Source organism: Rahnella ecdela (assembly GCF_019049625.1).
In the GTDB taxonomy this organism is placed as follows: domain Bacteria; phylum Pseudomonadota; class Gammaproteobacteria; order Enterobacterales; family Enterobacteriaceae; genus Rahnella; species Rahnella ecdela.
Genome location: NZ_JAFMOY010000131.1, coordinates 151,693 through 177,061, shown reverse-complemented (window position 1 = coordinate 177,061; position 25,369 = coordinate 151,693). Strand labels below are relative to the sequence as shown.

The 25,369-nt window shown below is 51.1% G+C and carries 24 protein-coding genes; 4 read left to right on the top strand and 20 right to left on the bottom strand.

Features of this window, described 5'->3' with window-relative positions; all coding sequences use genetic code 11:
- Positions 1–45: 45 nt before the first annotated feature.
- From rpsA to J1784_RS19450, 5 genes are all read right to left on the bottom strand, one after another.
- Positions 46–1,719 (bottom strand): 30S ribosomal protein S1, encoded by a 1,674-nt coding sequence (rpsA, locus tag J1784_RS19470; RefSeq protein WP_095925166.1) that lies wholly within the window; start codon positions 1,717–1,719, stop codon positions 46–48.
- 156 nt (positions 1,720–1,875) lie between these two features.
- The gene (gene cmk, locus J1784_RS19465; RefSeq protein WP_217150558.1) at positions 1,876–2,574 is read right to left on the bottom strand and encodes a (d)CMP kinase; all 699 of its coding nucleotides are present in this window, start codon (positions 2,572–2,574) and stop codon (positions 1,876–1,878) included.
- A gap of 197 nt (positions 2,575–2,771) precedes the next feature.
- A complete protein-coding gene (gene aroA / locus J1784_RS19460) occupies positions 2,772–4,055 on the bottom strand; it encodes a 3-phosphoshikimate 1-carboxyvinyltransferase (protein WP_217150754.1) in 1,284 nt (427 codons plus the stop codon).
- A gap of 104 nt (positions 4,056–4,159) precedes the next feature.
- Positions 4,160–5,245, bottom strand: coding sequence for a 3-phosphoserine/phosphohydroxythreonine transaminase (serC, locus tag J1784_RS19455; protein ID WP_217150557.1), 1,086 nt, complete (start codon positions 5,243–5,245; stop codon positions 4,160–4,162).
- 172 nt (positions 5,246–5,417) lie between these two features.
- Entirely contained in the window at positions 5,418–6,107 is a 690-nt protein-coding gene (locus tag J1784_RS19450) for a DUF421 domain-containing protein (RefSeq protein WP_217150556.1), read from the bottom strand.
- A 160-nt stretch (positions 6,108–6,267) separates the two neighbouring features.
- On the opposite strand from J1784_RS19450, the gene ycaO reads away from it, so the two are divergent.
- The 3 genes from ycaO (at position 6,268) to pflB (ending at position 11,757) form a co-directional block, all read left to right on the top strand.
- Positions 6,268–8,031, top strand: coding sequence for a 30S ribosomal protein S12 methylthiotransferase accessory factor YcaO (gene ycaO, locus J1784_RS19445; protein ID WP_217150555.1), 1,764 nt, complete (start codon positions 6,268–6,270; stop codon positions 8,029–8,031).
- 510 nt (positions 8,032–8,541) lie between these two features.
- Positions 8,542–9,399 (top strand): formate transporter FocA, encoded by an 858-nt coding sequence (focA, locus tag J1784_RS19440; protein WP_217150554.1) that lies wholly within the window; start codon positions 8,542–8,544, stop codon positions 9,397–9,399.
- A gap of 75 nt (positions 9,400–9,474) precedes the next feature.
- Positions 9,475–11,757: a formate C-acetyltransferase gene (pflB, locus tag J1784_RS19435; protein ID WP_120506934.1), complete on the top strand. Its 2,283-nt coding sequence runs from the start codon at positions 9,475–9,477 to the stop codon at positions 11,755–11,757.
- 417 nt (positions 11,758–12,174) lie between these two features.
- On the opposite strand, the gene J1784_RS19430 is transcribed toward pflB, so the two are convergent.
- The 15 genes from J1784_RS19430 to J1784_RS19355 form a co-directional block, all read right to left on the bottom strand.
- On the bottom strand, positions 12,175–12,393 hold the full coding sequence (locus tag J1784_RS19430; protein ID WP_217150553.1) for a DNA-binding transcriptional regulator: 219 nt from the start codon (positions 12,391–12,393) through the stop codon (positions 12,175–12,177).
- A gap of 85 nt (positions 12,394–12,478) precedes the next feature.
- Positions 12,479–13,642, bottom strand: a complete 1,164-nt coding sequence (locus J1784_RS19425; RefSeq protein WP_217150753.1) for a phage late control D family protein — start codon at positions 13,640–13,642, stop codon at positions 12,479–12,481.
- Positions 13,639–14,103: a phage tail protein gene (locus J1784_RS19420; RefSeq protein ID WP_217150552.1), complete on the bottom strand. Its 465-nt coding sequence runs from the start codon at positions 14,101–14,103 to the stop codon at positions 13,639–13,641. The genes J1784_RS19425 and J1784_RS19420 overlap by 4 nt, the downstream gene beginning before the upstream one ends.
- 12 nt (positions 14,104–14,115) lie before the next feature.
- Positions 14,116–16,581, bottom strand: coding sequence for a phage tail tape measure protein (locus tag J1784_RS19415; protein ID WP_217150551.1), 2,466 nt, complete (start codon positions 16,579–16,581; stop codon positions 14,116–14,118).
- Positions 16,574–16,693 (bottom strand): GpE family phage tail protein, encoded by a 120-nt coding sequence (locus J1784_RS19410; RefSeq protein ID WP_198659659.1) that lies wholly within the window; start codon positions 16,691–16,693, stop codon positions 16,574–16,576. Before J1784_RS19410 ends, J1784_RS19415 begins: the two co-directional genes overlap by 8 nt.
- A gap of 32 nt (positions 16,694–16,725) precedes the next feature.
- A complete protein-coding gene (locus tag J1784_RS19405; protein ID WP_217150550.1) occupies positions 16,726–17,028 on the bottom strand; it encodes a phage tail assembly protein in 303 nt (100 codons plus the stop codon).
- A 57-nt stretch (positions 17,029–17,085) separates the two neighbouring features.
- Positions 17,086–17,604: a phage major tail tube protein gene (locus J1784_RS19400; protein WP_217150549.1), complete on the bottom strand. Its 519-nt coding sequence runs from the start codon at positions 17,602–17,604 to the stop codon at positions 17,086–17,088.
- 11 nt (positions 17,605–17,615) lie between these two features.
- Complete coding sequence (locus J1784_RS19395) at positions 17,616–18,803, bottom strand: phage tail sheath protein (RefSeq protein ID WP_217150548.1); 1,188 nt, start codon at positions 18,801–18,803, stop codon at positions 17,616–17,618.
- Between the two features lie 146 nt (positions 18,804–18,949).
- The gene (locus J1784_RS19390) at positions 18,950–19,093 is read right to left on the bottom strand and encodes a hypothetical protein (protein ID WP_217150547.1); all 144 of its coding nucleotides are present in this window, start codon (positions 19,091–19,093) and stop codon (positions 18,950–18,952) included.
- A gap of 120 nt (positions 19,094–19,213) precedes the next feature.
- Positions 19,214–19,762 carry a tail fiber assembly protein gene (locus J1784_RS19385; RefSeq protein ID WP_217150546.1) on the bottom strand — a complete coding sequence of 183 codons (549 nt, stop codon included), beginning with the start codon at positions 19,760–19,762 and terminating at the stop codon, positions 19,214–19,216.
- A 1-nt stretch (position 19,763) separates the two neighbouring features.
- Complete coding sequence (locus J1784_RS26550; RefSeq protein ID WP_238485617.1) at positions 19,764–21,911, bottom strand: phage tail protein; 2,148 nt, start codon at positions 21,909–21,911, stop codon at positions 19,764–19,766.
- A gap of 14 nt (positions 21,912–21,925) precedes the next feature.
- Positions 21,926–22,456 (bottom strand): phage tail protein I, encoded by a 531-nt coding sequence (locus J1784_RS19370; RefSeq protein ID WP_112287333.1) that lies wholly within the window; start codon positions 22,454–22,456, stop codon positions 21,926–21,928.
- A complete protein-coding gene (locus J1784_RS19365; RefSeq protein WP_217150545.1) occupies positions 22,449–23,357 on the bottom strand; it encodes a baseplate assembly protein in 909 nt (302 codons plus the stop codon). The genes J1784_RS19370 and J1784_RS19365 overlap by 8 nt, the downstream gene beginning before the upstream one ends.
- Before the next feature lie 4 nt (positions 23,358–23,361).
- Positions 23,362–23,712 carry a GPW/gp25 family protein gene (locus J1784_RS19360; RefSeq protein ID WP_217150544.1) on the bottom strand — a complete coding sequence of 117 codons (351 nt, stop codon included), beginning with the start codon at positions 23,710–23,712 and terminating at the stop codon, positions 23,362–23,364.
- Between the two features lie 17 nt (positions 23,713–23,729).
- Entirely contained in the window at positions 23,730–24,371 is a 642-nt protein-coding gene (locus J1784_RS19355; RefSeq protein ID WP_217150543.1) for a phage baseplate assembly protein V, read from the bottom strand.
- Between the two features lie 228 nt (positions 24,372–24,599).
- Here J1784_RS19355 and J1784_RS19350 point away from each other — a divergent pair, with 228 nt between their 5' ends.
- Positions 24,600–25,367 (top strand): hypothetical protein, encoded by a 768-nt coding sequence (locus J1784_RS19350; protein ID WP_217150542.1) that lies wholly within the window; start codon positions 24,600–24,602, stop codon positions 25,365–25,367.
- Positions 25,368–25,369: the final 2 nt, after the last annotated feature.

Sequence of the window (25,369 nt, the reverse complement as noted above, 5' to 3'; positions counted from 1 at the left end):
TGCAGCTAAACTACCGTTTCGGGGCGACAGAGCCGCCCCCCGTCATTACTCGCCTTTTGCCGCTTTGAACGCTTCAGCCATAGCGTTAGAGAAGTTGCTTTCGTCTGGTTTGTTGTTAACAACAGCGATTGCATCTTTCTCGTCTGCTTCGTCCTTAGCACGGACGGACAGGCTTACTACGCGGTTCTTACGATCAACACCGGTGAATTTAGCTTCAACTTCATCACCAACGCTCAGAACCAGAGTTGCGTCTTCAATACGGTCGCGAGAAGCTTCTGAAGCGCGCAGGTAACCTTCTACGCCGCCAGCTAATTCAACTGTAGCACCTTTGGCGTCAACTGCTGTGACTTTACCAGTAACAATAGTACCTTTCTTGTTAACAGACAGGTAGTTATTGAACGGATCTTCAGCCAGTTGTTTCACGCCCAGGGAGATGCGCTCACGTTCTGCGTCAACTTGCAGGACCACAGCTGCGATTTCGTCGCCTTTCTTGTATTCACGTACTGCTTCTTCGCCTGCAACGTTCCAGGAGATGTCAGACAGGTGAACCAGGCCGTCGATGCCGCCGTCCAGACCAATGAAGATACCGAAGTCAGTGATTGACTTGATTTTACCTTCAACACGGTCATTCTTGTTGTGGGTTTCTGCAAATTGCTGCCATGGGTTGTTTTTGCATTGTTTCAGGCCCAGGGAGATACGACGACGTTCTTCGTCGATATCCAGAACCATAACTTCAACAACATCGCCCACGTTAACAACTTTAGATGGGTGGATGTTTTTGTTAGTCCAATCCATTTCAGAAACGTGAACCAGACCTTCAACGCCTTCTTCGATTTCTACGAAGCAGCCGTAATCAGTCAGGTTAGTAACGCGACCAGTCAGTTTAGTACCTTCTGGGTAACGTTTAGCGATAGCGACCCAAGGATCTTCGCCCAGCTGTTTCAGACCCAGTGACACACGGGTACGTTCGCGGTCGAACTTAAGGACTTTAACAGTGATTTCATCGCCAACATTAACGATTTCGCTTGGGTGTTTAACACGTTTCCAAGCCATGTCAGTGATGTGCAGCAGGCCGTCAACGCCGCCCAGATCAACGAATGCACCGTAGTCAGTGAGGTTCTTAACGATACCTTTAACTTCCATGCCTTCCTGCAGGTTTTCCAGCAGTTGATCGCGCTCTGCGCTGTTCTCAGACTCAATTACTGCACGACGGGAAACAACAACGTTGTTGCGTTTCTGGTCCAGTTTGATGACTTTGAACTCAAGATCTTTGCCTTCGAGATGCAGCGTGTCGCGAACAGGACGAACGTCTACCAGTGAACCTGGCAGGAACGCACGGATACCGTTCAGCTCTACAGTGAAACCGCCTTTAACTTTACCGTTGATAACACCGGTAACAGTTGCAGATTCTTCGTAAGCTTTTTCCAGCGTGATCCAAGCTTCATGACGTTTAGCTTTTTCACGGGACAGCAGAGTTTCACCGAAGCCGTCTTCAACAGCGTCCAGCGCAACATCAACTTCGTCGCCAACCTGGATTTCCAGTTCGCCCTGTGCGTTTTTGAATTGTTCTGCCGGGATTGCAGACTCAGATTTCAAACCGGCGTCAACCAGTACGATATCTTTGTCGATTGACACAACAACACCACGAACGATGGAACCAGGACGGGTTTCGATTGTTTTTAAGGATTCTTCAAAGAGTTGAGCAAAAGATTCAGTCATGTTGATAATCTTTAGGTTCTTAAGTTTAACGTCCATCTGGCTTCCTGCTGGATGGGGTTGTTTCAAATGCCCCGCTACAGATCCTTGCGGCGAGGTTAAAAAAAACTATAGCCAAAACTGGCACTGAATATTCTTCAGCACCAGATTACGGCTCGATTACCGGGTTTGTTTTTGCGGCAATCCTAGAATTTCTGTGGCGTAAGCCAGCGCTTTTTCGATGACTTCATCAATGGACATGCTGGTTGAATCCAGCAATAACGCATCGGAAGCAGCCACTAAAGGCGCAATAGATCTGTTACGATCACGATCATCGCGTTCTTTGATCTCGGCTAAAAGCCGTTCAAAGTTAACACTAAAGCCTTTTTCCTGCAACTGTAGCATTCTTCTGTTTGCGCGCTCTTCGGAACTGGCATCCAGAAATATCTTTACAGGTGCATCAGGGAACACCACCGTGCCCATATCACGGCCATCAGCAATCAGGCCCGGTGTATCGCGAAATGCGCGCTGACGACGCAATAATGCTTCACGAACGCGGGGAAACGCCGCTGCCTGAGATGCAGTATTTCCAACCGTTTCAGTGCGGATTTCGTTGGTAACATCCTCACCTTCTAAAATAACGCGTAACTGCCCGTCCTGAGCCACAAAACGAACGTCAAGATGTGCGGCAAGCGGAACGAGCGCCTCTTCTGAGACAATATCAACCTGGTGATGTAGAGCCGCCAGCGCCAGTACTCGGTAAATCGCACCGGAATCGAGCAGATGCCAGTTAAAGGCCTCAGCCAGCGCTTTACATAACGTACCTTTACCTGCACCACTTGGCCCATCAACGGTGATTACCGGGGCTAAAGCCGTCATTCTTGTCTCCTTTCGGTGGGGTATACCCGCTTCATTAGTCTTACAGGACTAATTCAGGAGCGGCATTATACGCTGCCTTTTCGACAACTGTTACCCCACATTTTTCAGTTGCCTAAAAAGCGGACGGTTCTGAGGCTAAAAACAAAAAACGGACATCGCGTGATGTCCGTTCATTCAGTGGCATTCACAGTCAAAGACTATGCCAGAGTGCTGATTCCCGCCAGACGCTCAAAATAGTCGGGGAATGTTTTCGCCGTGCATTTCGGATCCAGAATGGTCACCGGAGTATCCGACAACGCCACCAATGAGAAACACATCGCCATACGGTGATCATTATAGGTTCCGATTTCGGCAAACTTCAGAGCCTTTGGCGGTTCAACGCGAATATAATCTTCGCCCTCTTCCACAGTCGCACCCACTTTACGCAGTTCAGTCGCCATCGCCGCCAGACGGTCCGTCTCTTTGACACGCCAGTTATAAATATTACGCAGGGTTGTCGGGCCTTCAGCAAACAATGCAGCGGTCGCAATGGTCATCGCAGCATCAGGAATATGGTTCATGTCCATGTCGATGCCTTTCAGCTCACCACGGGTACATTCAATGTAATCATCCGCCCAATGAATGGTTGCGCCCATTTTTTCCAGCACGTCTGCAAAACGAATATCGCCCTGCATGCTGTTTTTGCCGATACCGGTCACGCGAACCGTGCCGCCTTTAATAGCCGCAGCAGCGAGAAAATAAGATGCAGAAGATGCATCGCCTTCGACCAGATAAGAACCCGGCGATACATATTGCTGACGCCCTTTGATACTGAATTTCTGATACTGGTGGTTTTCCACTTCAATACCAAAGGTTTTCATCAGGTTGAGGGTGATATCAATATAAGGTTTGGAAACCAGATCACCTTTAATCTGAATCGTCGTGTCCTTTCCTGCCAGCGGAGCTGTCATTAACAACGCGGTCAGGAACTGGCTGGAAACGCTGCCATCAACACTGACGTCACCGCCGCTAAAACCACCGCGTAAACGCAGTGGCGGATAATTTTCTTGTTCCAGATAATCAATCTGCGCGCCGCCCTGACGAAGCGCATCAACCAGATGGCCGATCGGACGCTCTTTCATACGCGGCTCGCCGGTCAGCACGACATCCTGTTCACCCAGGCACAATGCAGCAGCCAGCGGACGCATTGCAGTGCCAGCATTGCCAAGAAACAGTTCCAGACCTTTAGCATTGGAAAAAGCCGTGCCCAGACCATCAATTTCGCACTCAGTGCGGTTTGCCGATAAACGGTGTGTAACGCCCAGCTGAGTCAGCGCATTAAGCATATGACGCACGTCGTCGCTATCGAGCAGATTAGTCAGGCGTGTAGTGCCCTGTGCAAAAGCAGCCAGTAAAAGCGCGCGGTTAGAAACACTTTTTGAGCCGGGTAAATTGATGCTGCCGTTAACCAGCGCAACGGGTTGTAATGTCAGGGATTCCACTCTTTCTCCAATTCTTCTTTTCATAAAATGACCCCGGACATTGAGCCGGGGTCATTTTTAAGGCTACTTACTTAAGCATTCTGCGGGCCCGAAAGCCAGCACACTTAGCCGTGGCGTTTTTCGAACTCCGCCATGAAGTCGGTCAGTGCTTTAACGCCTTCAATCGGCATCGCATTATAAATAGATGCGCGCATACCACCAGCCACACGGTGACCTTTTAATGCTTGCAGACCGGCTTCCTGCGCCTGATCGAGGAACAGTTTATCCAGAGAAGCATCAGCCATCTGGAAAGGAACGTTCATCCACGAACGGTTCGCCGCCGCTACCGGGTTACGATAGAAACCGGTATGGTCGATGGCACCATACAGGAGTTCGGCTTTCGCGCGATTGCGTTTTTCCATTTCACGCAACCCGCCCTGTTCTTTCAACCATTTGAATACCATGCCAGATAAATACCATGCAAAGGTCGGCGGGGTATTGAACATGGAGTCGTTCTCAGCCAGAACGGTGTAATCGAGAATAGAAGGCAATTCAGTGCGCGCTTTACCCAGCAGGTCTTCACGAACGATAACCAGGGTCAGGCCAGCAGGACCGATGTTTTTCTGCGCGCCCGCATAAATTACACCAAAGCGGCTGACATCAATCGGACGGGAAAGAATGCAGGATGAATAATCAGCCACGACGATTTTGTCACCAAAATCAGGCATTTCATCAATTGCGATACCATCGATAGTTTCATTCGGGCAGTAATGAACGTACGCGGAATCTGCATTCAGCTTCCATTCATTCATTGGCAGAATACCACGCTTACCATCGATGGTAGTTGTGACATCAATGACATTCGGTGTGCAATATTTCTTCGCTTCGGTGACTGCGCTGTGAGCCCAGTAACCGCCATCGATGTAATCAGCAGATGACTTATCACCCAGCAGGTTCATGGGCACCGCAGCAAATTGCGCGCGTGCGCCGCCGTGGCAAAAGAGCACTTTATAGTTCGAGGGAATGTTCAGCAGATCACGGATATCCTTTTCGGACTCTTCAGCAACCTGGATAAATTCCTTACTGCGGTGACTGATTTCCATCACCGAGGTACCCAGTCCGTGCCAGTTACAAAGTTCCTGTTCCGCACGACGCAACACTTCAGCCGGGATCATTGCCGGACCTGCACTAAAATTATAAACCTGAGTCATTTCCCCTCACCACTTCTCTGAGACAGCCACATAGTTGCCTTTAATTTACCGGTTTTATCATTCGAAACAAGCCATCTGCAACGGTTATTCCTTACGACCTGATAAAGCGCGTTGAGATCTGCATCACAAGGTTCATTCCTCCCTGGAAAGCTGATTTAACAGGATTATCTGTTCACACCCGCAGCGTACTCAATGCCCGTACCCAGGTGATATTCTGGCATCGCGGGCAGGTCGCTTTTTCACCGACTTTGAAGGACTTAATCAGGCTACATCGATGGCAGGCATAGAGCCCGCTGGTCATCATCAGGGTTTCGATATCAATATAATCTTCGGGTAAAACCGGAAGTCCGGGCTCCATATCTTCGTCCTGCCGGAAATAAACGCTCAGTCCGCCATTGGCTTCGAGGAATGCGAGCCGGACCTGCCCGAGATGTTCGACACCTTTTTGCCGCAGCTCCATATAAAACTCACCTTTGGTGATATTTTCCCTCGCCATGGTTTCCCATTCGAACATACCGTCGCGAATGATGATCAGCGGTTTCCCTTCCATCCAGTTCTGAAAATGACGGCTTTTATCCATCAGCCAGGTGGACAGACGGTAAAACAAAAGGATGGAGAAGAAGACCGCGAACACAGGCAGCAGAGGCACATCATCGTAAAAAGTTACGTCACCGGCCGCAGATCCCAGCGTCAGAATAATCACCACTTCAAATAAAGAAAGCTGATTGACCCCACGCCGCCCGGTGAGTTTCAGAAATATAAACACCACCACAAAGATGAAAAAACAACGGAATGTCACCTCTCCCAGATACTCCAGAGGGAACTTATCCAGTGTCATACGTTTGATATCAAAAGCCTGCATAGATGCCTCACGGGAAGTGAAAACAGCGGCTTACGAACCGCGGATTTACAGACAAGCTTAGCGCGTTACAACGCGATTACATTCTTAACACGAATACATGGAGCTAATACGCAAAACCCCGTATCATTGCGCGTTTTTAGCACGCTCAAAAGTGAACTCAATGACGCAAACTTTTATTCCTGGTAAAGACGCGGCGCTGGAAGACTCCATTTCCCGCTTCCAACAAAAACTCACCGATCTCGGCTTTAATATCGAAGAAGCTTCGTGGCTGAATCCGGTTCCCCACGTCTGGTCAGTGCATATTCGCGACCGCGACTGCCCGCTGTGCTTCACCAACGGTAAAGGCGCCAGCAAAAAAGCCGCTCTGGCTTCTGCTCTGGGTGAATATTTTGAGCGTCTGTCCACCAACTATTTCTTCGCCGATTTCTATCTGGGCAAAGACATCGCCAACAGTGACTTCGTCCATTACCCGAATGAGAAGTGGTTCCCGCTTCCGGAAGATGACAGCCTGCCAGCTGGCATTCTGGATGAACGCCTGCACGCTTTTTATGATGCCGATAAGGAACTGGTGGCCGGTGATCTGATCGACCTGCAATCCGGCAATCCTGATCGCGGTATCTGCGCCCTGCCGTTTACCCGCCAATCCGATCTGCAAACCGTTTACATCCCGATGAATATCATCGGTAACCTGTACGTTTCCAACGGAATGTCCGCCGGTAACACCGCGAATGAAGCGCGCGTTCAGGGGCTGTCAGAAGTCTTCGAGCGTTACGTCAAAAACCGCATCATTGCAGAATCCATCAGCCTGCCTGAAATTCCTGCTGAGGTTCTGGCACGCTATCCGGGCGTGGTTGAAGCTATCGCCAAACTGGAAGAAGAAGGTTTCCCGATCCTTTCTTATGACGCCTCTCTGGGCGGCAACTATCCGGTCATTTGCGTAGTGTTGTTCAACCCGGCTAACGGTACCTGTTTCGCTTCCTTCGGCGCACATCCTGATTTTGGCGTGGCACTGGAACGTACCGTCACTGAGCTGCTGCAAGGCCGCAGCCTGAAAGATCTGGATGTCTTTACTGCACCAACTTTCGACGACGAAGAAGTGGCCGAACACGCTAACCTCGAAACCCACTTCATCGATTCCAGCGGTCTTATATCCTGGGACATGTTCAAGCAGGACGCAGACTATTCGTTTGCAGACTGGAGCTTCAGCGGCACCACCGAAGAAGAGTTTGCGACTCTGATGGCTATCTTCGATAAAGAAGATGCAGAAGTGTATATCGCCGATTACGAACATCTGGACGTGTATGCCTGCCGTATCATCGTTCCTGGCATGTCCGACATCTATCCTGCGGAAGATTTACTGCTGGCAAACAACAGCATGGGCGCGCATCTGCGTGATCAACTGCTGGCGTTGCCAGATAGTGACCTGCCGAAAGAAACCTATCTTGAGATGATCACTCAGCTCGATGATGAAGGTCTGGATGATTTTACGCGCGTCCGTGAACTGCTGGGCATTGCCAGCGGCAAAGATAACGGCTGGTACACGCTTCGTGTCGGTGAACTGAAATCGATGCTGGCACTGGCCGGTGGTGATTTGGATCAAGCGCTGACCTGGGCTGAATGGGCGCACGAGTTCAACTCGTCAGTCTACACCGATGAGCGCAACAACTATTACCGTTGTCTGCAAACACTGCTGCAATTGTCTCTGGAAGAAGATCGCGAGCCTGCGCAGTACTACAACGCGTTCGTGAAAATGTACGGTCAGAAAGCGGTTGAGGATGCTTCTGCGGCTATCAGCGGTGAAGTTCGTTTCCACAGCCTGTTTGCCGTCGACCCGGAAATGAAAGCATTGCCAGCCCATCAGGCGCTGCTTGGCGCATACGAAAAACTGCAAGTTGCCAAACGTCGTTACTGGTCGAAAGCATAATCGCCCAGACGTGATGAATTGGATGAATTGATTGAAGCCAGCGGGTTTTCCTGCTGGCTTTTTTGCTTATACATACAGAAGAAGTTCTGCGCTTACGCTGCTCCTTTTATTCGCTAAGGTTTGACTCAGCCATTAAAATGACGTGTAATTCCGCGCTAAATAATGTCCGCATGTCGTTTTTAAGACCAAAATATGACACTTATTTTTATACGTTTTTTTATGCGTTAAACCAAAGTTAAATTTACAAACTAAAATTGATGATATTAATTAACATTGAAGCCTTATTATTTACCCGTAGGTGAAAATAGTTTCGCTAGCCCTCAACTTTATTTGTAAAAATTAAAATGTTTTTATGGGAGCAATTTCAAAGAGTTAGCCTCAAAACCACCCCTTCAGTAGTAGTTTAAAAACCACCAAAAACCGCCTCATATGATCCACGTCAATTTTTACGTTATACTGCTTTGCTAGTATCTCGTTGCGCAGTGCATAGCCCTGAATAAGAGAGTTAATGTGAAAGCTGACAACCCCTTCGATCTCATTTTACCCGCCGCTACAGCAAAAGTTGCTGAAGATGCTGGCGTTTATAAAGCCACCAAACAACCGTTAAAAACATTCTTTTTAGCCATTACTGCTGGCGTCTTTATTTCTATCGCCTTTGCTTTTTATATCACTGCTACTACAGGCACAGGAACCGTGCCTTATGGCCTGGCTAAACTCGTCGGGGGCATCTGCTTCTCACTAGGTTTAATGCTTGTCGTCGTGTGCGGCGCAGACCTGTTTACTTCCACTGTGCTTATCGTTATCGCGAAAGCCAGCGGGCGTATTACCTGGGGGCAATTGGCACGCAACTGGCTCAATGTCTATATTGGTAACCTGTTCGGATGCCTGTTCTTTGTGGCGCTGATTTGGTTCTCAGGTGAATACATGGCCGATAATGGCTTGTGGGGGCTTAATGTCCTGCAAACCGCTGACCATAAAATGCATCACACCTTTGTTGAAGCCGTATGTCTGGGGATCCTCGCGAACCTGATGGTTTGCCTGGCGGTCTGGATGAGTTATTCCGGACGCAGCCTGATGGACAAAATGTTCGCCATGGTATTACCGGTCGCGATGTTTGTTGCCAGCGGTTTCGAGCACAGCATAGCCAACATGTTCATGATCCCTTTAGGCATCGTAGTGAAGAATTTTGCGACGCCAGACTTCTGGCAGGCAGTCGGCACAACTCCGGCACAATTCGCAGAACTCAACGTCTCTAACTTTATCATCGACAATCTCATCCCTGTGACCCTAGGTAACATCATCGGGGGCGGTTTGCTGGTAGGGTTAACTTATTGGGTCATATATCTTCGCGATGAGAAGCACCACTGATACAACGTGGCACTCTTGTTACGACAGTTTTACACGTGATTTTTAAAGAAATCCAAATTAGAAGGTAGGTGCAAAATGTCCAAGCTCAATGAAAAATTGACCAACGCATGGCAAGGTTTTAGTGCTGGTGAATGGCAGAATGGCGTAAACGTCCGTGACTTCATTCAGAAGAACTACACACCGTATGAAGGTGATGAGTCCTTCCTGGCTGGCGCTACCCAAGCGACAACCACCCTGTGGGATAAAGTAATGGATGGTATCAAACTGGAGAACCGCACTAAGGCTCCTGTTGATTTCGATACTGACGTTGCCTCTACCATCACTTCTCACGACGCTGGTTATATCAATAAACCGCTGGAAACTATCGTTGGTCTGCAGACTGACGCGCCATTGAAACGTGCTCTGATCCCATTCGGCGGCATCAAAATGGTCGAAGGTTCATGTAAAGTTTATGGTCGTGAACTGGATCCAGCGCTGAAAAAAGTTTTCACTGATTATCGCAAAACGCACAACCAGGGCGTATTTGATGTTTACACCAAAGACATCCTGAACTGCCGTAAATCCGGTGTTCTGACCGGTCTGCCGGATGCATATGGTCGTGGTCGTATCATCGGTGACTACCGTCGCGTTGCGCTGTACGGTATCGACTTCCTGATGGCCGACAAATTCGCACAATTCCAGTCTCTGCAAGACGATCTGGAAAATGGCGTAAACCTGGAAATGACCATCCAGCTGCGTGAAGAAATCTCTGAACAACACCGTGCTCTGGGCCAAATTAAAGAAATGGCTGCTAAATACGGTTGCGACATTTCTGGTCCTGCGACCAACGCGCAAGAAGCTGTTCAGTGGACTTACTTCGGCTACCTGGCTGCGGTTAAATCTCAGAACGGCGCTGCAATGTCATTCGGCCGCGTATCTACTTTCCTTGACGTATTCATCGAACGTGATATCAAAGCAGGCAAACTTAACGAAGAACAAGCTCAGGAACTGATTGACCACCTGGTTATGAAACTGCGTATGGTTCGTTTCCTGCGTACTCCTGAATATGATGAACTGTTCTCCGGTGACCCAATCTGGGCAACTGAATCTCTGGCAGGTATGGGCGTTGATGGCCGTACTCTGGTGACCAAAAGCAGCTTCCGCTTCCTGAATACCCTGTACACCATGGGGCCTTCACCAGAGCCGAACATGACCATTCTGTGGTCTGAAAAACTGCCAATGAACTTCAAAAAGTACGCAGCGAAAGTGTCAATCGATACCTCATCTGTACAGTATGAGAACGATGACCTGATGCGTCCTGACTTCAACAACGATGACTATGCTATCGCTTGTTGTGTGAGCCCGATGGTTGTGGGTAAACAAATGCAGTTCTTCGGCGCTCGTGCAAACCTGGCGAAAACCATGTTGTACGCAATCAACGGCGGCGTTGATGAAAAAATGAAAATCCAGGTGGGTCCTAAAGAAGCGCCAATGATGGATGAAGTCCTGACCTTCGATAAAGTCATGGACCGCATGGATCACTTCATGGACTGGTTGGCTAAACAGTACGTGACTGCGCTGAACATCATTCACTACATGCATGACAAATACAGCTACGAAGCATCGCTGATGGCTCTGCATGACCGTGACGTTTATCGCACAATGGCGTGTGGTATCGCAGGTCTGTCAGTTGCTGCTGACTCACTGTCTGCTATCAAATATGCAAAAGTTAGCACCATCCGTGACGAAGACGGCCTGGCTGTAGACTTCAAAATTGAAGGCGAATATCCACAGTTCGGTAACAACGATTCTCGCGTAGATGACATCGCTTGTGATCTGGTAGAACGTTTCATGAAGAAAATTCAGAAACTACGTACCTACCGTGGCGCTGTAGCGACTCAGTCTGTTCTGACCATCACCTCTAACGTGGTATATGGTAAGAAAACAGGTAACACTCCAGACGGTCGTCGCGCTGGCGCTCCATTTGGTCCAGGTGCTAACCCAATGCACGGTCGTGACCAGAAAGGTGCGGTTGCCTCTCTGACTTCTGTTGCTAAACTGCCGTTTGCTTACGCGAAAGATGGTATTTCTTATACCTTCTCTATCGTTCCAAATGCGCTGGGTAAAGACGATGATGTGCGTAAAGCCAACCTCGCTGGCCTGATGGATGGTTACTTCCACCACGAAGCGTCCATCGAAGGTGGTCAACACCTGAACGTGAACGTAATGAACCGCGAAATGCTGTTAGATGCGATGGAACATCCTGAAAACTATCCTCAGCTGACCATCCGTGTTTCTGGTTACGCAGTGCGTTTCAACTCACTGACTAAAGAACAGCAACAAGACGTTATTACCCGTACTTTCACCAAGTCCCTGTAATAGTTCAGCCTTGTAATCTGGTCTGATAAAAAGGCTCCACACCGTGGAGCCTTTGTTTCATCTTTCCCTGCCCTGCACTGTCTGTAAGACAGTCTGTTTTGCCAGAGCGCTATACGTTGTGGACCTCTGGCAAAGCAGTACCGCCATTGCTGACAATCAACCTTATTGATTGTCTGGTATCATAAACCTGTAGTTTCCAGTTTATCTCTGCCAGGCCAGCACCCGCACATGTAGACTGCTATTCATTGGTCAATATGGAGAATAACCCGCAATGTCAGTTCAAGGTGACATGATTTAGGGTTTATTTAATTGAAATATAAGGATTTATTTCAAACCACGTCCACATATTGACCATTTCGAGATTTAACTACAAAAAAGCCCCGCATTTTAATTTGCGGGGCTTTTCTGTTTCTGCGATTACATCAGGAAGGTTTGCTGACCGTGCGAGGTTGGGTGAGGCATCACTGCGTTGATATGTCCCGGCTTCATAATTGAGCCGTCAAATGATTCCATCGTCTTAAACGTGTGGCCACAATTTATGTTCTGGCACTGGTTATATCGTTCTTTAGTGTTCTCACTCAGGTAACGGCTGGAACGGGTATGTGCAGCGTGTTTGCAGATTGGACAATGGAACATGATCACCACCTCAATGAATCACTTTAAGATGCGTTGATTTTAACCATTTAATTCTATTAAAACAAATAGTTAACCAATTAATTCATCATTCTTCCTGCGTATCAAACTCCACATCCGAAAGCCTTACCTCAAGGTCTAGGGACGTCGTGTAGCCACCATTGCTGAGTGAGTGAACCACCTTAGTGATAATCCATGACTGGTCGTCTATGACGCGCTTAAACCCTTTAACCTGCACCGGCGTTTCGGGGTATAAATCCGCGCGCCCCATAGCCAGATTAATGGAGAATTCCGCCACCCCGCGTTGCAACTTATCCCACTTTGCCGCTGCTGCGCGCATGGCCTGCGCTTTACTGGCATAGATGGTGGTCAGTGCAAACACGTTATCCGCTTCACCGGCCATGTATTCACCTTCTTTGGCTTCAGGTGTTTTGACTGCGGATGCCTTGGTTTTAATCGGTTTCGCTTTGGGGTGTTGCAGTGCGCGCAATTGTTTGAACTTTGGCTTTCGCTGGATTTTGACCTTTTGCTTTTTCGGCTTAGGGTCTTTGGTGTGTAACCATTTGGCCGTTACGCCGGTATATGCGCCCCGGTCAGCAATGGCAAACTGATGCCGGTCTCCGTCGGCGCGCTCAATCGTCATAATCGGTATGGGCTTGCCGCTGGCGGTCGTCCCGCTTCCCGCTTTCAAAAAAAGTAACTTACCGGCTTTCACCGAAACATCTGCCCCGTTGCGCGTGGCCAGACGGGTTAAAAACTTGGCGTCAGACTCCTGAGACTGATCGATGTGCGGAATACTAATGGCGTTCAGCTGCGGGGCTACGCTGGCCGTCAGCTTATTGCGCGCGGCGATTTGCTCCACCACCTGACCGAGCGTGGTGTCGTGGTAAGACATTTCACGCCGTGAGTTCAGGGTGCCGCGAAAGTCAGCACTGCGCGCCCGGATGGTCAACGTATCCGGCGCGCCACGGTGTTCAACTTCATCAACCGTAAATTGCCCCTTACCCAGCAGCGCCGCACCCTGCCAGCCCAAGAACAGGGAGAGCACCGCGCCGCGCGCAGGCATCTCGACCTGACCGTCGCTGTCATCGAGCTCAATGTCGAGCTGGTCAGCTTCAAACCCCCGGTTATCCGTGAGCGTCATAGATAACAGCCGGGCGCTGATATCTTTCGTGATGTCATTACCCGCCTGCATCAGCATAAACGCCGGTGCCAGTTTCGCCCCGGCATCAAGTGTCATACCCGTTATCATGACCATACCCCCTGCACCGCCGAGCTGGCTTTATTCAGCAATCCGTCAGCCTGCGCCTGCAAGTCACCAAACATGGAAGTCAGGGTCTCATCCACGCGGGTGAGCGTTAGCGTAAATTCAATGCTTCGCGCGCTGCCATCGGCAAAAAATTCACTACGGGTTTCACTGAGGCTTTCCACCACAAACATGCCATAAATGGTGCTGGAGCCCTCAAGCAGCGGCCACGCCTTGCCCTCATCGGCCATCTGGTTAAGTACCAGCAGTGACATGCGTCCGCCGGTGATTTCCGGCATAAGCACCCCTGACAGGGTGATTTTTTCCTCATTCACGCCGAGAAATTGCAGTGCGGGACGCTGGCCAACACGGCTGTTTGACGGCCAGCGGTAATCAACATTGCGTTGCAGGCTCTGATAAGGGACGGTCTGAAGCTGAAACACAAATAATCCGAGCGTTAACATCATACGAATATCTCCTTAGTCATAACCCAGCCGTGAGCGTAAATCTGCACGCCGCTGGCGTTCTCGGGCATCCAGCGCATCCATCACCTGACGACTGGTATCCTGTGCGCCCATACCGGCACCGACGGAAATCTGATAACTATTTTTGCTGTTGTCGGTATAAGAACGCCCACCACCCGCCGACACCGGCACGTAGCCGTAACTGAATCCAAAATTACCGCCCGGCGGCTGGTACGGTTCTGAACTTGCGGCCTCTGAATTACCGCCCTCTGATTTAGCTCGCTGCTCTGCCTTGTCTGCGGCTTTGTCGATATCCTCAGACTCACCCTTGATAAGCCCGAGCTTTTCCAGCAACCAGTCAACGCCGCGACGCAGTTTGTTGAATACCTGCAAAGGTGCAGTGAGCGCATTAGCCACGGCCTGACCAAACAGCACCCCGGCATTTTTGCAACTTTCCAGCGTTTCCTGCGTGGATTTCACCGGCGCAATTAACTCCTTGAACCACTGCCATGTTTTTTTAAGCATCTGCCCCAAGCCGTCAAATACCGGCTTAAGCGGCGCAAAAAGCTCTTTGATAGGCTCAAAGGCAACGCCCAAACCCTCAACCACGCCGGAGAAAAAGGCGCTGATAGGTTCCCAGTATTTACGGATTAGCAGAGCCGCAGCGACGAACAGCGCGCCGACGGCCAGCACTGGCCATGTTATTGCGCCCAGCGCAGTGACAATGGCCGTTCCCGCCGTGCTGAATATCACCCCGAGCGTACCGGCGACGGCGATAATCGCATTAATGCCCGCTATCACCGGCCACGCGATAAGACCAATTCCGCCCAGTACGCCGATGATGGCCAACGCACCCGAGGCCACAGCAAAAAGTGTTTTCGTCAGCTCTGGATTGGCTTTCGTCCATGCCCCGATTTTCCCTAACCACTCGGTGGCCGAGGTGGTCAGGCGGCGCAGGGTCTTATCCTGTTTCTCGAAAACCTCAATCTGTAAATCTTCCCATGCCGATGCGAGGTTTTTTAAATCCCCGTCGAGGTTGTCGGTCTGGACTTTGGCGATACGCTCCGTGGTGCCCGTAGAGTTTTTAATCGCGCCTTGCTTCTCAGCAAGGTTGCCGTTACCCGCAGCGGCCACCAGCTTGACCGCACCCTTCATGGCCTCTTCACCAAAGATAACTTTCAGGTATTCAGCCTGCTGCGCGGTGCCGAGTTTGTTCTTTTTAAAAGACCGGTCAATCGACTGGAGGATCCCTACCACCGGCAGCATGTTGCCTTTTGCGTCTCGGGTTTTAATACCCAGCTCATTAAGCGCCGCCGGAGCCTGACCAACGGGGGCTTGCAGACGGCTGAAAATAGCGCTTGCACCCGTACCGGCCATCGACCCTTTAATCCCGTTATCCGCCATCACGCCGAGCATGGCCGTCGTGTCTTCAATGCTGGCACCCGCCGCCTCAGCAATGGGCGCGACGTATTTCATCGCTTCGCCAAGCTCAATCAGCCCGGTATTTGACGAGGTAAACCCCTTGGTCATCACGTCCGCTACGCGCTGAATTTCCGTGGTCGGCAGGTTAAACGCCGATTGCATATTGGTGATAATGTCGGCGGCTTCGGCAATATCGACATCCGCCGCAAGGCTCAGGTTAACGGTGGATCCCGTTGCGGCCAGCACTGAATCGGCGTCATAGCCCGAGCGGGCAAGCGTGGTCTGCGTGCGGGCAACGTCGCCCGGAGAAAACGCCGTTGTCGCGCCGATATCACGCGCCTGCTTACGAACTTGACCGAGTTTTTCATCCCCCTTATCAAGGCCAAGAATGGCCTGCGTGCCTGACATCTGTTTATCAAAACCAATGCCCGGCGCAATAAACCGGGCTTCCCCATACAGCCCGGCAGCGGCCACACCGACCCCAGCCATGCCCGCCCCGCGCGCACCGGCGGCTAACTGCTTGCCGGAGTCATAGCGCTTTTTTACCGTACCGAGTCTGGCCTGCTGCGCGCTGACGCGGGCAAGCGCATCGCGCTGGCGATTGAGCTGTGCCGTAGTCTCACTGACTGAGGTTTTCAGGCGGCGCTCATCGGCTGACAGCGTGCGCGTATTGATCCCGGCCTGCGCCAGTTCCTGACGCTGACGCTGCACTGATTGCCGCAGTCCGTTGTATTTGATTTGCAGGTCAGACGCGGCGCGCTTGGCATCTTCCAGCGCCTTGGCCTGCGCCCGCGTCGGGTTGGTGGTGTTTTTAAACTGGACAGCCAGCGCGGCGGCTTCCTGTTTTGCAATTTTGAGAGACTGGCCGGTTACGGCAAGCTGACCGCTCGTTTTACGAAAACCCTCAATACGCCCGGCTTGGGCGTTCAGGGATTTGAGGGAGTTTTGGGTATTTCGGATATCCCCGGACAGCGATTTACTCGCTGTCTGGATGGATTTAAACGGGCGACTTGCTTGGTCAACGGCCTTGAGCAGAACCTGCAACTTAACGTTACTCATTGGCGTGTCCACTTCGTTCGATTGCCTTTGCGCGCCATTGTGCGAGCTCGGCGGGGCTCATCGGATAGAGCTCTGACGGTGGCCAGTGAAAGACCACCGCCACGTCAGCCATCAGGTCATCTACCCCAAAGCGGGGCGGGAACGTCAGAGTTCCGAATTCGGCGATAAAAAACCAATCACCTTGCCCGCCAGCGCCACAAGGTCTGGCAGTTCCAGCGCGTTACACTCTTCTTTTGTCAGGCTCGGGTAGGTGATGCGCGGCAGTACCACCAGCAGCGCATCAACTTGTGCATTAGCCACGTCAGCCAGACCGACGCCGCGCAATGCTCCGGCAGTGGGACGGATAACCGTCACCGAATCAATCAGGGTTTCGCCGCGCTTGAGGGGTTTATCCAGCGTCACGACGTTGGTGTTTTCGTCGGCGGTATTCAGGTCTTTATTGCTCATCAGATTATCTCCACGTCAGGTTGTGGGCGTGGCCAGCGTTCACCGGCCACGCGGTAATTACAGGCCGATATTGCGGCGGTGTTTTTCCAGCATGTCGGTGCCGTTAACGATTTCGACCATGTTCACGGTGTCGATTTCAATCAGCGTATTACCGTCAATCACCAGCTTGTAATACGTACACTGCGTGGTGATTTTGCTTTCGGTGTCTTCGCCCTGTTTCATGTCGCCGGTGTCGATTTCTTTGTGACGCCCCCGCATGACGATTTCCACGGCAGAAGTATCGCCGGTGTCGTCACGCTGGAATGATCCGGCAAAACGCAGCGGCACATCTGCCGCACCGGCGGCGGCATACTGCGCCCACAGGGTTGCATCCGGGAGCCCGCCCATTGACCACTCAACGGTCAGCGCGTCGTCGTCCAGCCCAAAATCCACCGGCGCGGAGCCGTTCATGCCGCCGCCGCGATAGTTCTCAAGCTTGCGGGTCAGCTTGGGCAGCGTGACTGACTGCACTACGCCCATGTAGCTCAGACCGTCGTTAAACAGATTGAGGTATTTCAGTTTGCGAGGAAGTGCCATTGCGATTGCCCTTAGCTGTTGACGGATGCGGCCAGATTAACGAGGTAGGTGTCCGTGATGCGCTGACGCAGGGTCAGGCTCTCCAGCGGCGGCACCGGCGTGTAGTCATAATCGATATAAAGTTTCCCGGCTTTCAGGGTGTCTTTATCGTTGGCCGATTCATCAAACCAGCAGGTGCCGTCAATGATGTAGCCATTCGATTTGAGCTCACGGAATTTGGCGTTGATGCCGTCGATGATGTCGCGTATAAGCGAGGCGGTCATCGGTTTATCCACCGCCCACATATGCGCTTCGGCCATCGTGTCAGCCAGCACCTGCGCGGTGCGGGTGTAGTTCTCAAACAGGAAAAGCGGGTCATCAGAACAGGTGCGGTTACCCCAAAAGCGGAAGCCGTCTTTACGCACCAGCGTCGTAACACCGGCCTCATTGAGCAGGTCAGCATCGGTGCCGGATGCCTGCAAATCCCAAAACACCGAGGCGCTGATACCGGTCACGCCATTAACGCCAACGTTTGACAGGGTTTTATGCCAGCCGGTGTTTTGGTCTATTTTGGCGCGCAGACCTAACGCGCGCGCCGTGGCGTAGGCGGTAGAGCTGGCGTTTAGTTTGGTGTCCCATGAAATAAAATCAGGCCAGATAAGCATCAGCTCACGCTGGCTGAAATTGTCACGGTACTTAATGGCATCAGAGAGGGTTTTACATTCCCACGCGCTGATATAACCGAACGCGCGCAGCGACTGACAAACCGTGGCCAGCGCCGTGGCTACTGCCTGCGAGTCCAGCCCCGGCACGCCGAGAATGCGCGGTTTTACGCCAGTGGCCGCTTCGGCGGTAAGCAAAGCTTTCATGCCCGTATACTGACCATTCTCATCAGCCCCGCCGATGATGTTAGAAAGGGTTTCGGCAGCGGCGGCTTCCTCGTCTTCGTTTTCTGACTGAGCCACGCGCACCACGACGGTGACCGGTTTGCACTGGTCGCCAATGGCTGTCAGCGCCGGTAACAGCGTGCCGGTTTTCCCCGCCTTGCCCTGCGCGGCGATCACATCGGTGATTAACACCGGTGTGTTAAGAGGAAAAACTTTTTCGTCAGCATCGTTGGCCGTGCAGACCATGCCAATAATGGCCGTGGATACGGTGGTAATGACGCGCGTTCCGTCGTTGATTTCGACGACCTGCACGCCGTGGTGAAAATCACTCATCGGCTTAACTCCGTTAAAATAGGCAAGGTCATTTTGTTGTTTAACAGAAGTCAGGGCGAGCGGTGAGCGTTGGGAGGTTCAGGGTACAACAGGCGTAAAAAAGCCCCTTACGGGGCGATGGTCAGACTCAATGGCAGAACGGATAATCAGGCACTTTCCAACCCCAGTTTTTCGGCCAGACGATGCAGGGCACATACTGACATGACCTCTTCAGCAGACTGCGAAAACGCCGCCCAGTTCTCAGCCAAAAATCCCGCAATGATTTCAGTTTCCTGCTGCGTGAGTTCCATTTAAAACCTCCGTAAAATTTTTCCGATATCCTTCGCCATTTCTGGCAAGCTATCAAATAGTTATCACAGATCGTTTAAGCGAAACCGATCGGTATCCCCGATCGATACATTAAATGCAACTCAATTAACCGTATCGGTATTTTCGATTTTTTTGCCGGGTAGCTCTGGCCAAGTGATATCAGTAGCACTGGTCAAATCCAGCCTGTTAAGAGCAACACGGCAAGTTTTCCATGCTTTAAGCTCTTGCAGTTCAGCTTCTGTTGCGTCATCGATGTCTACAGCATCCTGTAAAGGCGCAATGGCTATGGCCGCTTTGCTCAGTAAATCATTTCTTTTTTTCTCAGCCACTTCTGACGCTACCGGCTCGAACTTAATAAATGTCCCGTCCTGATAGCCGTAGGTTTGCTGGCCAATATCTGCCGGTAAATTTTTAGCTGAAACTTCATAAACACTCACACCTTCTGATAACGTTAAAAAGTTAGGGTTCTCCGACCATGTATTAATAAATCCGTCCTGACCCACGGCAATAAATGCATTTTTACCCGCCCATTTCTCATCGCGTAATGTGTACCAATCATTACCGTTTTCATCTTCGAAATAGAGAACGGGGACGGCCAAACCCTCTTCAAAAACTTGCTTTGAGATTTTGATATTTTTGAACGTAATCATATTAGTTACCCACCTGTCGCCAGCTTCCACTCGCCGTTCGTACCATTAACGCACGGTAATATTTGCCCATCATGCGGCAGTCACCCAAGTCAGGACGGATGTTTAAGCCCGTCATAAAACACCCCGTCGGTGCTTCCCAGTTTTGGTGAGCAGTCCAGCCTGCATTCACCAGCGCCTGACTGCCGCGCTGCACGTCATAAATAAAGCGAGAGTCTGACCAGTTGCGATCCGCAAGATAAACCACAGCGTCACTTGCCTCATGCCGCATATAGGGATTGGCCACGTTTCCGCTCGCAAATCCGGCAGTTTTGACGCTGTCACGCGCAATATAATGCGCATTACTTTCAGTCTTAGAATAAGCGTCAACAAAAGGCGGTTTGTTCTGCGTTGTGTAAACCTCCCCCATATCAGAGGCGTCTACCTGAATTTTTACCTTCGCCCCCGTCCAGCCGATATAGATTTTATTCGTACCCATACCGACACCGCCGCCTTGCTGAACGGCGGCAAAATTCCCGACATTCCCAAGCCCGACACTCGAGTTGGTGAGATTGATGTCTTTGGTGCCGTCAAAGGCTACACCGGCAATCTTGCGGGCGGTGGCGAGTTTAGTCGCTGCAACAGCAGTGCCGCCCGAGGGTAGTGCGTCGACGTTTCGTGCACTGATACTGATATCTTTCGTGCCGTCAAACGCCACACCGGCAATTTTTCGCGCCGTGGCTAATTTGGTTGCCGCCACGGCTGTGCCGTTAGCAGGGAGCGCACCGAGATTTTTTACTGCATCCGCTGCGGTTTTGGCACCCGTGCCGCCGCTGGAAACAGGCAGCGCCGTCGATAACGTCAGGCCATACGCACCGGCGATTTCAAGGCCGCTGTCTATCACCCAATTATCTGCGTTACCCGTTGTCAGGTTTGACGCTCTTTTTCGCAGGATCCACCTGCCGTTAGTGGTATCCCAAAAGCCGAAATTCCCCGCGCCTGAATAGTTCACCGAGATCAATGGATGTACAGCATCTGACGAGCTGAATTCACACGCACCATCATGGCGGCTGAATCTCACTAATCCTTTAAATTCGGTGTCACCCGTAAACGTCGCATTGGCGCTATCACCATCTAACGTTAAAGAGGATTTAACTACTCCCGCGTCATTTCTGGCATTGAGCACTAACCTTCCGCCGCCGGTGGTGTTGTACTGAAAACTCACCCCGGCGAGAATACGACCGTATGGATCACCCGCCGCTGTTGTAAGGCGGGCGGCAATATCGCCAACAGCGATCACTGAGCCGGGTCGCATCCCTTCCACCTGATCAAGCCGGTTATACGTTGTGTATGCTGAAAACGCATCTGCTCTGGAGATCAGTTGTCGATAACTTGCGATGTTTTCCCGTTGTGTTAGTGAGCCGGAAAATACCGCAGAGGTACCTTTGATTTCGCCAGTAACCACGCCGCCGGTTGAAGCAAGTGCCCCCACGTCCGCCGCCGTCAGGGTAATGTCAGTGCTCAGCACTTTATTGTTCACCTTGCGGGTGGACGGCACGCGGGTGTTGGCATTGTCGTTGGCCGCTTTCACCGCCTTTGGCGTCGCCGCCAGCGTTTCACTGGTACTGCTGACCGAGCTGTTAAGCTGCACAAAACCTTTTGCCGTCAGCGTACCGTCGGGATGGTTACGGGATTTTTCATGTGCGGCCAACTTATCGTCAACATAGTCTTTTGTGGCCATCACGGTAGAGCCATCAATGCTCAGCGCTACGGCATCAATTTCACTGACGATAAGCACCATGCGCAGCGTCTGTAACCGGCCTGACCCTTCGGCCAGTTGGGGTTTATAGCTTTCAGCCATATTACTGACAGCAACCAGCACGCCGTCAGCATCATATAAGCCCATTTCACGCATCCAGAAGCCGCCGACGTCGGGCTGAATCACCAGCTCGGCCACCAGATAATTACTGTTTTTGGCATCGATGCTCAGCCGGTTGAGATTGGCGCGATAAACCTCATTAACCAGCTTGGTTTGTTTTGGGTCAGGCGTCGGGAGCTTACCGCCCCCGTCACCGACGGCCATACGTGTGATGTTCACCTGAGTTCCGCCCGCCGTGGCGGCGGCGATTTTGGCCGCTCCGGCGGTAGTCAGTAATGCTTTATAAGTCGCCATGAATGCTCCTCTGCTTAGGCCGGATAAACGGTGATGACGTCGCCGTCGTAAGAAAGCGCGCCGACAAAAATATGGCCGGGGATATCCTGAATAATCGTCAGCGTCTCAAGGTGGCGACTGGCGGGTTTCGCATCCGCAATGAGCCGCTCCATCTCCTGATACATTTCTTCGGTGATGCCGCTTTCCAGTACACCGATATCGAGGCGAAACGTGCCGGGCGGGCTGTTGGTTTCCCACCACTCAGAAATATTGATGACGTACCCCAGCGGCTCAACCACCCGGCGGATTGCGCTGATGGTGCCTTTATGGGTATGAATAAAATAAGCTGACTGGATCACGCCGCGTTTTGTTGCCTCCGGCCAGCTTTCGTCCCAACGGTCAACCGAAAACGCCCATGCGAGATAAGGCAAAAACTTCGCCGGACAGGTCTGCGGGTTCCATAAATCACGCAGCGGCACCGGGACAGCGGTCAGCTCGGCGCACGCCGCAGCGGCGGCAACCTCCAGCGGAGAAGAACCCACAGGTAACAGGCGCACATTACTCATCGGTGCCCCCGATAGTGATGGAGGACTCAGTGCAATATGACGCCTGCGTGTCATCCAGTACGATATCGGCCAGCGGCTGCGTGAGCTCGACACGTTGAACACCTTCAACATGCAGCGCGGCATAGATAGCCGAGAGACGGATATCACGCCCCAGCCGGTGCTGTGCCAGCGTGTAAGCGTTAAGCTTATCGGCTGCGGCCAGCCTGACGGGCTCTAATTCAGGCCCCGGATAAACGTAGAGCTCGGCAATAATCTGATATGGCACAATCTTTGCTGACTGTACGGTCACGCGGTCAGCCACCGGGCGCACGTCTTCGGCGTTGAGCGCCGCATTCACAATCGCGATAAGCTCCGCGCTGGCCGCGCCGCCTCCCTCACGCGACAGCACAGAAATCGTCACGCTGGCAGGTTCCGGGCTAATCACTGACACGTCCGCAACCCGACCGTCAGCACTGCGGCCATGGAACTGATAAGCGCCCGTTGAACCGGCCACGCTCAGACCCTCAAAAGCCTGCTGAATACGCACACGAAAATCACTGTCACTTTCCAGCACCTCGGCAACCGGCGGCAGCACCGTATCATCAGCCTCAGTGATAACCAGCCGCGCAACGTTATAGTTTGCGCCGAGCTGGTCGAGGTCAGCGCCGGTGGCGTAGGCCAGCATATTGGCGCGCGCCGCCTCGTTGACACGCTGACGCAAAATTACCTCACGGTAGGCATTTTCCTGCAACAGCTTCACAATCGGCTCCGATTCGAGCGACAGGGTACGTGCGACGGCTTCACGTTCGCTTTCGTCATACAGGGAGAGCAACGTCGCTTTACGCTCTTCAAAGAGGGTTTCATAGTCCAACTCCTCGACCACATCCGGCGCGGGGAGCAGGCTTAAATCAATCGTGGCCATAGTGTTAACTCAGTGAGATGGAAGAAGAGAAACTGCCGGGGGAATCCGTGCGGTTGCCGGTAATATTGACCACCATCTCCCCGCTGTAAGTGGTTTCAAAGGTGATGCCGGTCAGGCTGACGCGCGGTTCCCAGCGAAGGATCGCCGAATAACACGCGGCCATGATTTGCAACCGCAGCGCCGCGTTTTGTGGCTGGTCGGTCAGCGCGGAAAGCAGCGAGCCATAATTTCGGCGCATGACCCGAGAGCCTATGGGCGTTCGCAAGATGTCACTGACTGACTGGTTGATGTGCGCCATGTCTTCAACCGAGCGCCCTGACTGGCGTGACATGCCGAGATATTTCGCGTTAGTCATTATCAAAACCTCTGCTATCAATTCGGTTTACCGGTGTTTCCGCCACCCGTCTGGACGCCGCCGTGTGTGTGGGTATCAACCTGCACACCGTTGGAGGTAAACGCGCCGCCGCTGTGCGCAATATTGCCTTTCATCGCACCGCCTTTTTTCACCTCTAATGAGCCGGTGGTCAGCTTGTTCGTACACACCACCTCCGGCGTATCAAACGTGATTTTGCTGCTGGCCGTGACGGTGACATTCGGCGCGGTGGCACTGATTGACGTTGCAGCGGAAATATCAGCGGTCTGAATACCGCTCACGGTCAGCGCGCCGGTTTCCGGCTCGTACTCCAGCACGGCACCGTCAGAAAAACTGACGTGATACGCCTGCGGTGATACCGACGGCGCGGGGAAATCATTGGAATAAATGCCCGGCAGCACGAACCCGGTATCAAGCTCACCGCCAAGTGAAAGCAGCAAAACCTGCTCACCTACGGAAGGTGCCCACCAAGTACGCGAACTACCGGCGCGAGACGTAAGCCAGTGCAGCCAGTCAGTTACAAGCTCACCAGACTGGACACGACAAAGTCCCAGCGTGGTATCCACTTCGGCAACTACGCCAATGCGGATAATGTCGCGCACGGCGCGCGCAAGTTCGGAAAGGGTTTCGAGTGTATTCATGAGGTAAAGGATGCCGCCAGAGGGATCTGTCAGCAATGCAGAATTGTTATTTGACAGGCAGCACAACAACCTTAAAAAAGCAGTCATTTAAATAAATATTATTATATATTTAATACCTCAAAAAATAATTAACGATAAATATGTATCTTTATTAATCTCATGTGCTAGCATCAAAAAACACGCAACACCAGAATGAAAATATTAATCTTAAAATCAAAGGAGCTGAACATGGCGTTTTTCAATATCGAATTCATACCACAATACATTAAAATATTACTATTTTTAGCAGTAGTATGGATTATTTGGGTGAGGGTTCCGGATATATCTTTCTTTATTCGAATATTTACTAAAATATTTAGATTGAACTTTACTGACGCGAGATTTATAAAATATGACAACGACTTACACAACCTCCATTTATTCAAATTAATACATGGTATTAATGTCAGTTCCCTTGATGATGCTCTTATAGTGAATAATGCATTAAAGGATAAAATAATAAAACGAAAGTTGTTATGGTTTTCAGGCTATTTTGGCGAAGTTGGAGTTAAACGCGAACTTCGTGGGGATACTTTTTTTACTTCGTTAATAGCCTTTGTTTTTATTATTTTTAGTTTAGGGATGCTGCTCTCACTTTCTAGTTTTAAGTATGGCTACGCTTCCTATGCAGATGCAAACACGCCAAAATTATTGATATCGACTTATAATATTCTCGATACAGGGAATCAAAAAACTTACAACAAAAAAGCCTGTACTACATTAAAAGAAAATGAATCGCAATACATAAAAGATGCTTGTAATTACCTAACAACTTCTGATGTCGATCTAAAAGAAGAGTTAAAACACTATATATCCAAAGAGGAAAGAGATCTAAAAATAGCCATAGCGTTCATTATAACTTTCCTCGTATCAGGTTTCGTCCTACTCATTGGAGCTAGAAACTTTTACAAACTTAATAATATTGTTTGCGACCTTAAAGAACGCAGTGAAGATTAGTA